At 70.5% G+C, this 11,788-nt stretch carries 11 protein-coding genes and 1 pseudogene; 8 read left to right on the top strand and 4 right to left on the bottom strand.

The window, feature by feature from the left end; genetic code table 11:
• Window positions 1-6 precede the first annotated feature (6 nt).
• Window positions 7-513, bottom strand: coding sequence for a DUF1993 domain-containing protein (locus VGT80_RS16230; RefSeq protein ID WP_327457627.1), 507 nt, complete (start codon window positions 511-513; stop codon window positions 7-9).
• A gap of 113 nt (window positions 514-626) precedes the next feature.
• Between VGT80_RS16230 and VGT80_RS16225 the strand changes: the two genes are divergently transcribed.
• Both VGT80_RS16225 and pyrC read left to right on the top strand, forming a co-directional pair.
• A complete protein-coding gene (locus VGT80_RS16225) occupies window positions 627-1,607 on the top strand; it encodes an aspartate carbamoyltransferase catalytic subunit (protein WP_327457626.1) in 981 nt (326 codons plus the stop codon).
• The gene (gene pyrC / locus VGT80_RS16220) at window positions 1,604-2,893 is read left to right on the top strand and encodes a dihydroorotase (RefSeq protein WP_327457625.1); all 1,290 of its coding nucleotides are present in this window, start codon (window positions 1,604-1,606) and stop codon (window positions 2,891-2,893) included. Before VGT80_RS16225 ends, pyrC begins: the two co-directional genes overlap by 4 nt.
• Before the next feature lie 10 nt (window positions 2,894-2,903).
• On the opposite strand, the gene VGT80_RS16215 is transcribed toward pyrC, so the two are convergent.
• Entirely contained in the window at window positions 2,904-4,376 is a 1,473-nt protein-coding gene (locus VGT80_RS16215; protein ID WP_327457623.1) for a hypothetical protein, read from the bottom strand.
• A gap of 86 nt (window positions 4,377-4,462) precedes the next feature.
• On the bottom strand, window positions 4,463-4,837 hold the full coding sequence (locus tag VGT80_RS16210) for a cupin domain-containing protein (RefSeq protein ID WP_327457621.1): 375 nt from the start codon (window positions 4,835-4,837) through the stop codon (window positions 4,463-4,465).
• Between the two features lie 56 nt (window positions 4,838-4,893).
• On the opposite strand from VGT80_RS16210, the gene VGT80_RS16205 reads away from it, so the two are divergent.
• From VGT80_RS16205 to VGT80_RS16180, 6 genes are all read left to right on the top strand, one after another.
• Window positions 4,894-5,196, top strand: a complete 303-nt coding sequence (locus VGT80_RS16205; protein WP_327457619.1) for a metalloregulator ArsR/SmtB family transcription factor — start codon at window positions 4,894-4,896, stop codon at window positions 5,194-5,196.
• 99 nt (window positions 5,197-5,295) lie between these two features.
• Window positions 5,296-5,943, top strand: a complete 648-nt coding sequence (gene plsY / locus VGT80_RS16200) for a glycerol-3-phosphate 1-O-acyltransferase PlsY (protein WP_327457617.1) — start codon at window positions 5,296-5,298, stop codon at window positions 5,941-5,943.
• The gene (gene dprA / locus VGT80_RS16195; RefSeq protein WP_327457615.1) at window positions 5,940-7,037 is read left to right on the top strand and encodes a DNA-processing protein DprA; all 1,098 of its coding nucleotides are present in this window, start codon (window positions 5,940-5,942) and stop codon (window positions 7,035-7,037) included. Before plsY ends, dprA begins: the two co-directional genes overlap by 4 nt.
• An 83-nt stretch (window positions 7,038-7,120) precedes the next feature.
• Window positions 7,121-7,411, top strand: coding sequence for a hypothetical protein (locus VGT80_RS16190; protein WP_327457614.1), 291 nt, complete (start codon window positions 7,121-7,123; stop codon window positions 7,409-7,411).
• Between the two features lie 217 nt (window positions 7,412-7,628).
• A complete protein-coding gene (gene topA / locus VGT80_RS16185) occupies window positions 7,629-10,190 on the top strand; it encodes a type I DNA topoisomerase (RefSeq protein WP_327457612.1) in 2,562 nt (853 codons plus the stop codon).
• Window positions 10,191-10,988 carry an alpha/beta hydrolase gene (locus VGT80_RS16180; RefSeq protein WP_327457610.1) on the top strand — a complete coding sequence of 266 codons (798 nt, stop codon included), beginning with the start codon at window positions 10,191-10,193 and terminating at the stop codon, window positions 10,986-10,988.
• Between the two features lie 526 nt (window positions 10,989-11,514).
• On the opposite strand, the pseudogene VGT80_RS16175 reads toward VGT80_RS16180, so the two are convergent.
• Window positions 11,515-11,788: pseudogene (locus VGT80_RS16175) on the bottom strand (iron-containing alcohol dehydrogenase); the annotation flags it as partial.

The following is an 11,788-nucleotide window of genomic DNA, read 5'->3' as shown; positions in this document are numbered from 1 at the left end:
CTGCCCCTACAGCCCGCCCGCGAACAGGTCGCGCTTGCCGAGGTCGGCGCCGCGCTGGCGCAGGATCGCGTAGGCCATGGAGAGGTGGAAATAGAAGTTGGTGGTGGCGAAGCCGGCGAGCCACTGGCCGGCCGGCAGGGTGGCCTCCATCTGGCCGAGGTTGACGGTGAGCGGGACCTCGTCGCGGCCGTCGAACTGCGCCGCGCCGAGGCTGGCCAGGTGAGCCTTGGCCTCGGCGATGGCGGCCTTCAGGCCGGCGAGGTCGAGGTCCGAGGCGATGTCGGCGGGGATGTCGAGGCCCGCGACGCGCGAGGGCCACGAGCGGGTGAAGTTGATCACCGACCGGGCCTGGAAGCGTAAGGGATTCATGTCGTCGACGAGGCGCCACTCCAGCATGTCGGCCTCGGACACGCCCTTGGACTTGGCGAGCTCGGCGCCCTTGTTCAGCACGTGGTCGAGGGTGGTGAGGCCCTGGCTGTAGAGACCGACGAAGGTGAAGAGATTGACGCTCACGAAATATCCCCCTGATGAACCGAGCCGCTGATATGGGGCGCGCCGCGCCCAGAGCAAAGCCCGATCCGATGGCGCTTGGCTTCAGGGACGCACTCCCCTAAGACGGCGCTTTGATGAGCACCACGCCGCCTGGCTTGAACGAGGTCCTGCAAAGGACCTTCTCGTTTCCGAAGCGGCACTTCCTATCCGTCGCGGACCTGAACGAGGTGGAGGTGGCCAACCTCCTCGACCTCGCCGACGGCTTCGTCGCCCTCAACCGCCAGACCTCGAAGAAGCTCGACCTCTTGAAGGGTCGCACGCTGATGAACCTGTTCTTCGAGAACTCCACCCGCACCCAGTCCTCCTTCGAACTGGCCGGCAAGCGGCTGGGCGCCGACGTGGTCAATATGAGCCCGCGCGCCTCCTCGATCTCCAAGGGTGAGACCCTGATCGATACGGCGGTGACGCTCAACGCCATGCAGCCGGACCTCCTGGTCGTGCGGCATTCCTCGTCGGGGGCGGCCTCCCTGCTCTCGCAGAAGGTCACCTGCTCGGTGATCAACGCCGGCGACGGCCAGCACGAGCACCCGACCCAGGCGCTGCTCGACGCGCTCTCCATGCGCCGCGCCTTCGGGCGGATCGCCGGGCTGAAGGTGGCGATCTGCGGCGACATCCTGCACTCCCGGGTGGCGCGCTCGAACATCAGCCTGCTGCAGATGCTGGGCGCCGAGGTGCGCCTCGTCGGCCCCCCGACCCTGATCCCGCCGCAGGCCGAGCGCTGGAACGCGGCGATCCACCACGACATGCGCGAAGGCATCGCCGGATGCGACGTGGTGATGATGCTGCGCCTGCAGCTGGAGCGCATGGACGGGGTCATGGCGCCCTCGCAGCGCGAATATTTCCGTTTCTACGGCCTCGACCGCGAGAAGCTGGCCTGCGCCTCGGCGGGCGTGAAGGTCATGCATCCCGGGCCGATGAACCGCGGCGTCGAGATCGACAGCGAGGTGGCCGACGACCTGAGCGTCAGCCTGATCCAGGATCAGGTGGAGATGGGGGTCGCAGCCCGGATGGCGGTGCTGACCTCGCTGGCGGCCCGGCTGGACAACGACCGATGAGCCGCCCCCTCGCCTTCACCAATGTGCGGCTGGTCGATCCGGCCTCGGGCTACGACGGCCCGGGCGCGGTGATGGTCGTCGGGGGCGTGATCGCCGACGTCGCCAGGGGCGGCGACCTCGGCAAGCTTTCGAAGGACGTCGAGGTCGTCGACGGCAAGGGCGCGATCCTGCTGCCCGGCCTGGTGGACATCCGCGTCAAGACCGGCGAGCCGGGCTCGGAGACCAAGGAAACGCTGAAGTCGGCGGCCCTGGCCGCGGCGGCGGGCGGGGTCACCACCATCGTGGTGCAGCCGGACACCCACCCGGTGATCGACGACCCCTCGGTGGTGGACTTCATCCTGCGCCGGGCGCGCGACATCGGGCTGGTGAAGGTGTTCCCGGCCGGCGCGGCGACCAAGGGCTGCGACGGCGAGCGGATGGCCGAGATCGGCCTGATGGCCGAGGCCGGCTGCGTCTATGTCACCGACGCCGACAAGCCGATCGCCAATTCCAAGGTCTTCCAGCGGGTGCTGGCCTACGCCAAGGCGTTCGGCGTGCTGGTGGCGCATCGGCCGGCCGACCCGTGGCTGTCGGCCGGGGCTGCGGCCACGTCGGGCGAGTTCGCCTCGCGCATGGGCCTGCCCAGCGCGCCGGCCATGGCCGAGAAGATCATGCTGGAGCGCGACCTCGCCCTGGTCGAGCTGACCGGCGCGCGGCTGCTCGTCGACCAGGTGACCACGGCGGCGGCCCTGGAGAGCCTCAAGCGGGCGCGCGACCGCGGCCTGCCGGTGACCGCGACCACCTCGATCAACCACCTGTCGCTGAACGAGATCGACATCGGCGACTACCGCACCTTCTGCAAGCTGGACCCGCCGCTGCGCAGCGAGGACGACCGCCAGGCGGTGATCGAGGCCGTGGCTTCGGGCCTGATCCAGATCGTGGTTTCGGCCCACGCCCCGGCGCCCGCGGAAGACAAGCGCCTGCCCTACGACGAGGCCGCGCCCGGCGCGGTGGGTCTCGAGACCCTGTTGCCGGCCCTGCTGTCGCTGCACCACGACGGCCGCGTCCCCCTGATCGACCTGATCCGCACGGTGACCTCGGCGCCCGCCGACCTGCTCGGCATGGCCTCGGGACGCCTGGCCAAGGGCGCCCCCGCCGACCTGGCGCTGTGCAACCCCGATACGCCGGTGGTCATCGACGCCGACAAGCTGACGTCGAAGTCCAAGAACTCGCCCTTCGACGGCCGCCGCCTGCAGGGCAAGGTGCTGATGACCGTGGTGGACGGGCGGACGGTCTATCGGGCCTGACGCCCGGGCGTCAGCCGGCGGCGAGCGCGCCGGCGACGAGGTTGTAGAAATCCCGCGCGAACCGCCGCGGCGCGCCCAGCGGATGGGCCAGGACCCGCTCGCGCGCCGTTCGCCTCAGGGCCGCGATCCGCGCGGGATCGCCGGCGAGATCCACCGCGATTCGCTCATAGTCCTCGACGGTCGTGGCCGCGAGGTCGGCCAAGCCGGCGTTGTTGAGGATCGACCAGCCCAGCCGCTCGAACAGCGCGGGGCCCACCAGGCTGACGGTGGGCACGCCCATCCACAGCGCCTCGCAGGTGGTGGCGCCGCCGGTCAGCGGGAAGGTGTCGAGGGCGATGTCCATCTCGCCGTAGAGCGCTCTGACCCCGCCGCGCACCGGGCGGAAGTCGAGCCGTGCGGCCTCGACTCCCTGCGCGGCGAAATGGCGGACCATGGCGTCGCGGAACGCCGCGGCGCCGGCTTCGGGCCGCACGATCATGAAGCGCGAGCCCGGCACGGCGGCGACGATCCGCGCCCAGGTCGCCAGCAGCCGCGGGCTGAACTTGTAGGGATCGTTGGCCGTGCCGAAGGTGATCCGGCCGGCGCGCTCGCAGGGCGCGGCGGGCTGCAGGGCCGGTTCGGCCTGGAAGGCGGCCGGCGACATGGCCACCCAGCTGGCGGGCATCGACAGCGGCGTCTCGATCATCAGCTCAGGCCGCGATGGCCGCAGGTAGGGATCGACGATCATATGGTCGATGGCCGAAAGCCCGAGCGAGTGGGGATAGCCCAGCCAGCTCGCCTGTTTCGGCGCGGGGCGATGGGCCAGCACGCCCGGCCGATTGCCCGCCGTGGGACCGCCGACATCGATCAGCATGTCGAGGTCGTCGGCGGCGATGACCTCGGCGGCCTCGCGGTCGTCGGGCGGCAGGATGCGGAACGCCGCGCAGCGCGAGGCGAACCATTGCTGCGCCGCCTGCGCCGGGGCCCGATGGGAGGAATAGGCATAGAGCTGAAAGCGGGCGTCCAGGTGATTGAACAGTGGATGGGCGAAGTAGCCGACCACGTGACGGCGCAGGTCCGACGACAGCAGGCCCAGCCGCATCGGCGCCCCTGCCGTCCGTGCGGAGCGCGCCGGCCGCGCGATCGGCCGCGCCGCCGCGCGGGCCTCCAGGCGCTCGCCCCATAGCCGATGCTGATGCAGCAGCTCCAGGCGGTCGGCGTCGGTCTCGACGCGCGAGAACAGCGGCAGGAGCTGCAGCCCGTCGTCGTGCAGGGCGCTGTAGCGGCCCAGCTGCGCCAGGTCGCCGAGCGCGGCGGCCGCCTCGTAGAGGCCGGTGCGCCACAGGATGCGGGCCGCCACCGGCTTTTCGGCGTCGCCGAGGCGGGGAAGGAGGTCGAGGATCCGATCGGCGGCGGCCTGCAGGTTGGCGCCCTCGTGCTCGTCCTGCAGGGCGGCAAGACGCCGGGCCTCGGCGACCGCCGCTTCAACGCTCTCAGAGGCCAAGCCCGCCGGTCCCCCATCGCCAGGCGGCGCGCCGCCGCCGCGCGATCACTAGCGGTCCTGCGGAGGCCGCGCCAGGGGCGCTCCGGCTAGTCGCCCGTCGGCACGACCCCGGCCTGCTCGATCATCACCACCACGACGCGTCCGCGGGCATGCGGGAAGTGCATGACGCCCTTGGGCACGGTGAAGGCCTGCTGCGGGCCGAGGCTGACGGTGCGGTCCTCGAGTTCGATGTCGAGGCGGCCTTCGAGGACCATGAAGAACTCGTCGGTGTCGTCGTGCTTGTGCCAGTGGAAGTCGCCTTCCAGCACGCCCAGCCGCACCCACGTATCGTTGACGGCGCACAGCGTGCGGTTCCACCAGGGCGTCTGCGCCGCGCCCACCGCCCCGATGTCGAAATCCTCGTTCCCCGCGAACATCACCGCATCGGTATCGATGTCGTAGCGGTCCATGACCTTGTCCATCTGGCATCCTCCGGCTAGGTCTTGGAGATAGAGTATCGGGACTTAGCCAACTGGCAATGTCTATTGTCGAACCGCTGAAGGCGCTGGGCAACGAGCGCCGGCTGCAGATCCTGGAATGGCTGAAGGATCCGCGCGCCCATTTCCGGCCGCAGGTGGACGGCGACCTCGTGGACGACGGGGTCTGCGGCGTGCTGATCGCCGAGAAGCTGGGGGTCTCCCAGCCCACCCTGTCGGAGCACATGCGCATCCTGGTGCAGGCCGGCCTGGTCACCCCCAAGCGCATCAAGCAGTGGACCTTCTACCGCCGCGACGAGGCGCGGATCGCCGCGATCAAGGCGGCGCTGTCGGCGGAATTGTAGACCGCTCATCCCGCGGGATGAGCGGCAAATCGAACATCTCACTGATGACGGAGCCCCCGGCCGCAGCTAGAACCTAAGAAGAACGGGGGAGCGCGTACGATGTTCGAGGGGTTGAGTTTCGTCCAGATCGCGGTGGCCGCGGTCGGCGGCTATCTGCTGGGCTCGATCCCGTTCGGGGTCATCGCCACCCGGCTGGGCGGCGCGCCTGACGTGCGCACCGTCGGCTCCGGCAACATCGGGGCGACCAATGTGCTGCGCACCGGGCGCAAGGACCTGGCGGCGATCACCCTGCTGGGCGACGGCGGCAAGGGCGCCCTGGCGGTGCTGATCGCCTGGCTCGCCACCCAGGACTCGCCCCTCGCCTCGCAATCGGTCCTGACGGCGCTGGCCGGCGGCGCGGCCTTCCTCGGCCACCTGTTTCCCGTCTGGCTCAGGTTCAAGGGCGGCAAGGGCGTGGCGACCTTCCTCGGCACCCTCCTGGCGGCGGCCTGGCCGGTGGGGCTGCTGGCCGGCGCGACCTGGATCGTCATGGCCGTGCTGTTCCGGATCTCATCGCTGGCCGCGCTGACGGCGGTGGCGCTGGCCCCGGCGTTCGTCTTCCTGCCGTTCGTGAACCGGCCGGCGCCCATCGCCTATCTGGCGCTGTTCATGGCGATCCTCATCTATGTGCGCCACACCCCCAACATCCGCCGGCTGCTGAAGGGCGAGGAGCCGCGGATCGGGGCTGACAAGAAGGCCGCCGCGTGAGCCGAGCCGTCTCGCAGGCCGAGCGCCGCGCGTGGCTCAGGCTGGCGCGCACCGAGAACGTCGGCCCCGTCACCTTCCGCGAACTGATCCGCCGTTATGGCGACGCCGTCGAGGCGCTCGCCGCCCTGCCGGAGCTGGCGCGCCGCGGCGGCCGGTCGGGCGCCATCCGCGTCCCGAGCGAGGGCGAAATCGAGACCGAATTGGCGGCCGGCGCCGCCTTCGGCGCCCGTCTGCTCTGCGCCTGCGAGGCCGAGTTCCCCAGCGTGCTGGCCGCCGTCGATCCGCCACCGCCGGTGCTTTGGGTGCGCGGCAAGCCTGAGCTCCTGGAGCGGCCGGGCGTGGCCATTGTGGGGGCGCGGGTGGCGAGCGCGGCCGGCCAGCGGTTCGCCCGCGGCCTGGCCGCCGACCTCGGCCAGGCCGGCTATATTGTGGTCTCCGGCATGGCGCGCGGCATCGATGCGGCGGCCCACGAGGGATCGCTGGCGACCGGCACGGCGGCGGTGCTGGCCGGCGGCGTCGACGATGTCTATCCGCCAGAGCACGGCGGCCTGTACCAACGCATCGTCGAGACCGGCTGCGCGGTCTCCGAGAACGAGCCCGGCCGCGCGGCGACAGCCCGCGATTTCCCCCGCCGCAACCGGATCATCTCGGGCCTGTCGCGGGCCGTCGTGGTGGTGGAGGCCGAACTGCGCTCCGGCTCGCTGATCACCGCCCGCCTGGCCGCCGAGCAGGGCCGCGAGGTGCTGGCCGTGCCGGGCTCGCCGCTCGATCCGCGCGCCAGGGGGACCAACGACCTGATCCGCCAGGGCGCGGCGATCTGCGAGGGCGCCGAGGACGTGCTGCGCGCGCTGGAGGGGCTGGGCTCCCTGCGCGAGCCCGACGCCGATCCCTATCGCCCGGCCCACGGCTGCGGCGAACCCGACGAGCGGCTGCGTGACGCTGTGGCCGCCCTGCTCTCGCCCACCCCGGTGTCGCGCGACGAGCTGGTGCGCGCGACCGGAGCCCCCGCTCCCGCGGTGTTCGCGGCGCTGGTGGAGCTGTCGCTGGCGGGGCGCGCGGAGCTGCTGCCCGGCGGCCTGGTCGCGACGGCCTGACGCAGACGGCGTCTCAGGCCGGAAACAAAGCCGCCGCAATGGGCGGCTAGCCTGGGATGGGACTTTCCACGAGAGGCTTCTCTATGAAACTGAGCATTCTGGCTGCCCTGGCAGCGCTCGCCGTCGGCGGATCCGCCTTCGCCCAGGAACCGCCCGCGGGCGGTGGTGGCGCCGGTCCGTCGCCGGAAATGGTCGCCGCCCGGCAGGCCATGCGCGCGGCCTGCGCCGCCGACTTCAAGACGCTGTGCGACGGCAAGGAAGGCCGCGAGGCCTTCATGTGCCTGCGCCAGAACGCCGACAAGGCGAGCGCCGGCTGCAAGGACGCCATGTCCAAGATGCCGCGCCGCCAGCCGCAGCCGGCCCCGGCCGGCTGAACGCCCGACACTTATAAAGAGTGAGAAGGCCGGCGCCCGCAGGGGTCGCCGGCCTTCGCCTGTCCGGGCCCGGAAAAAAAGAGCCCCCTAAAGGGGCTCGCGCTACAGCCCAGCTTAGGGGCGTTGACAGGCCCGGGGGGCCGCCCCCACCTTCCGGCTCTTTTCGCCCTCCCAAGGGCGCCGGGCGCCGGCCCCACAAGGACCTTTCCCCATCAGTATGAACGTCGTCGTCGTCGAGAGCCCGGCCAAGGCCAAGACCATCAACAAGTACCTGGGTCCGGACTATACGGTCCTGGCCTCCTACGGCCACGTGCGCGATCTGCCGGCCAAGGACGGCTCGGTCCGCCCCGACGAAGACTTCGACATGAGCTGGGAGGTCGACGGCAAGGGCGCCAAGCACCTGGCCGCCATCGCCGAGGCCGCCAGGAAGGCCGACTGCATCATCCTGGCCACCGACCCCGACCGCGAGGGCGAGGCGATCAGCTGGCACGTGCTGGAGGTGCTGCGCCAGAAGAAGGCGCTGCGCGACATGCCGGTCCAGCGGGTCGTGTTCAACGCCATCACCCGCTCGGCGGTGACCGAGGCGATGAAGAACCCGCGCGACATCGACATGGAGCTGGTCGACGCCTACCTGGCCCGCCGCGCCCTGGACTATCTGGTGGGCTTCACCCTGTCGCCGGTCCTGTGGCGCAAGCTGCCGGGATCCCGCTCGGCCGGGCGTGTTCAGTCGGTGGCGCTTCGGCTCGTGGTCGATCGCGAGCTGGAGATCGAGGCCTTCCGGACCCAGGAATACTGGACGGTCGAGGCCGATGTGTCCTCCGGCGCCGACCCATTCGTCGCCCGTCTGGCCAAGCACGAGGGCAAACGGCTCTCCAAGTTCGACCTCGCCAACGAGGCCTCCGCCTTCGCCGCGCGCGACGCGGTGAAGGCCGCGACCTTCACGGTGGCCGCGGTGGAGAAGAAACCCGCCCGACGCTCGCCGCCGCCGCCCTTCACCACCTCGACCCTGCAGCAGGAGGCCTCGCGCAAGCTCGGCTTCTCGGCGCAGCGCACCATGCAGGCCGCCCAGAAGCTCTATGAGGGCGTCGACATCGGCGGCGAGACCGTGGGCCTGATCACCTATATGCGGACCGACGGCGTGCAGACCGCGCCCGAGGCGCTGGACGAGGCGCGCGAGGTGATCGGCGGGCTCTATGGCAAGGACTATGTGCCGGAGAAGCCGCGGTTCTATTCCACCAAGGCCAAGAACGCCCAGGAGGCCCACGAGGCGATCCGGCCGACCAGCCTGGCGCGCAATCCCGGCCGCATGCGCCTCGATGGCGATCTCGGCCGGCTCTACGAGCTGGTCTGGAAGCGGATGATCGCCTCGCAGATGGAATCCGCCCGCATCGAGCGGACCACCATCGACCTGGAGTCGAGCGACGGGCAAACGGCGCTGCGGGCCTCCGGCGACGTCACCCTCTTCGACGGCTACCTGGCGGTCTACGAGGAGGGTCGCGACGACCCAGAAGAGGAAGCGGTCTCCAAGCTGCCCCCAGTGGTGCAGGGCGCTGCGGCCAAGGTGCTGCAGTCCCGCGCCGACCAGCACTTCACCGAGCCACCGCCGCGCTATTCGGAAGCGAGCCTCGTCAAGAAGATGGAGGAGCTCGGCATCGGCCGGCCCTCGACCTACGCCTCGATCCTGGAGCGCCTGCGCGACCGGTCCTACGTGCGGATGGAGAAGAACCGCTTCGTGCCCGAGGACCAGGGCCGCCTGGTGACGGTGTTCCTCGAGGAATTCTTCGCCAAGTACGTGGAGTACGACTTCACCGCCGACCTCGAGGAGAAGCTCGACCTGGTCTCGGCCGGCCAGCTCGACTGGAAGGTGCTGCTGCGCGACTTCTGGGCCGAGTTCAACGCCAAGGTCGGCGAGATCAGCGAGCTGCGCACCCGCGAGGTGCTGGACTCGCTGGACGGCCTGCTGGGCCCCTACCTATTCCCCCCGACCCTCGACGGCAGCGACGCCCGGGTCTGCCCCAAGTGCGGCACGGGCCGGCTCGGCCTCAAGCTCAGCCGCTCGAACCCGTTCATCGGCTGCTCGAACTATCCCGAGTGCCGCTATACGCGGCCGTTCGGCGCGCCCGAGGAGGGCGACAACGAGAACGGCGACCGCGAACTCGGCCTCGATGCGGAGACCGGCGAAATGGTCTTCCTGAAGGCCGGCCGGTTCGGGCCCTATGTGCAGCTCGGCGAGGGCGAGAAGCCCAAGCGCGCCAGCCTGCCCAAGGGCTGGAGCCCGGCGGCCATGGACCTTGAAAAGGCGCTGCGGCTGCTCAGGCTGCCGCGCGACGTGGGCCCGCATCCGGAAGATGGCCAGATGATCGTCGCCGGCATCGGCCGCTATGGGCCGTTCGTGCTGCACGCCGGGACCTACGCCAACCTGTCCACCGCCGAGGAAGTCTTCGACGTGGGCGTCAACCGCGCCGTCGCCCTGCTGGCCGAGAAGCGCAGCGCCGCGAGCGCCCGGCGCGGCGGCGAGCCGACCTCCCTGAAGGACCTCGGCGCCCATCCCACCGACGGCGCCCCGATCAAGGTGCTGGCCGGCCGCTACGGGCCCTACGTCAAGCATGGCTCGACCAACGCCACCATTCCCAAGGGGACGGACCCGGCGGCCCTGACGCTGGAGGAGGCGCTGAAGCTGATCGCCGAGCGCGAGGCCAAGGGACCCTCGAAGAAGCCGGCGCGCGGCCGCGGCGGCGCGAAGGGCGGGGCGAAGAAGAAGGCCAAGGCGGAGGCCTGAATGCCGCGGACCCGCGCCAACGGGATCGACATCCATTTCGAGCGCGCCGGCTCCGGCCCGCGGCTGCTGTTCATCTCCGGCACCGGCGGCGACCTGCGCAACAAGCCCAATGTCTTCGACGGCCCGCTGCCGAAGTCCTTCGAGGTGCTGGCCTATGACCAGCGCGGGCTCGGCCAGACGCAGAAACCGGACGCGGCCTATTCGATGGCCGACTATGCCGACGACGCCGCCGCGCTGATGGACAGCCAGGGCTGGGATGAGGCCTTCGTCATCGGCGTCTCGTTCGGCGGCATGGTGGCCCAGGAGCTGGCGCTCAGGCATCCGAAGCGCGTGACGAAGCTGGTGCTGGCCTGCACCTCGCCGGGCGGGGTCGGCGGGGCGTCCTTCCCGTTCCACGAGATCGAGCACCTGAAGGGCGAGGCCCGCGCCCGCTACCTGATCCCGATCTCCGACACCCGCCGCGACGAGGCCTGGGCCAGGGCCCATCCGGAGACCTACGCCCAGTTCATCGAGATGGCCGCGGCCGATCCCTTCGCGGGAGAACCCGGCCACGCCATGGGCGCGCACCGCCAGCTCGAAGCCCGCGCGGCGCACGATACGTGGGAGCGTCTTCCCCAGATCGCCTGCCCGGTGCTGATCGCCGCCGGCCGCTACGACGGCATCGCGCTTCCGGAGACCCAGGAACGCATGGCCGCCCGCATTCCCGGCGCCACCTTGCAGGTCTTCGACGGCGGCCACCTGTTCATGATCCAGGACCGCACCGCGATCCCGGCCCTGGCGCAGTGGCTGCTGGGATAGGACGCGGTCGGGACGACTGCCCGCAAACAGCACGCTCCGAGTGTCCCACAAGGGTGGAAATGAAAAATTGCTCGCCTTAAGGTCGAGCCATGGAAACTGCCCGAGGTCTATCGCTCTGGCTTGGAGCAGCCGTGCTCGGCAGCGCTGTGTGCACTGTTCTCCTGAACGTGGCGCTGCAAGGTGGTTGGACGGAGTTTGACCTTCGCGCGATGTCGGGACTTGGGGCGATGACGCTGCTCTGGACTGTTCCGGGTTCAGCTCTCCTGTCGCTTGCATTCACCTGGACCGGCGGGCGGGGCATCTCGATGCCAGTCCGCCGGGGCCTTGTTGCCCTTCTTGGCGCTATCGCCGGTGCGGCGCTCATGGCGCCGTTCGGAACGCTCAACACAATTGTGGGTGGGCTTGCGTATGGGACAGCTACAGCAATCGGCTGGCTCCTCCTGCACCTAGCGCTGTACGGGCGGCGCTAAGCCAGTCCCAAGCCCCGGACAAGCTTGACTGTGCCGGCCGCGCTCGTACGGCTCTGCTAGCCCGCGGCGATCTCCAGGATCTCGACGATGTCCTCCGGGCCCTTGATGGGGCGCGGATTCACCCGCACGCCGGCGTCGTGCATGGTGTGCTCGGCGATGGCTTGGAACTTGTCGGGGCCGATGCCGATGGCCTTCAGGTCGGTGGGCAGGCCGAGGCCCGTGGCGAGGCGGCGGACGGCTTCCGAGGCCGAGAGGCCCTCGCCGCCCATCAGCTCGGCGACCAGGGCCTGGCGCTCCGTGCCGGCCGCCTCGTTCCACTTCAGCACCGCC

Source organism: Phenylobacterium sp. (genome assembly GCF_035944335.1).
Classification (GTDB): Bacteria; Pseudomonadota; Alphaproteobacteria; order Caulobacterales; family Caulobacteraceae; genus Phenylobacterium.
The sequence above is the reverse complement of the archived record's forward strand: the minus strand, read 5'-3'. Positions and strand labels throughout refer to the sequence as shown.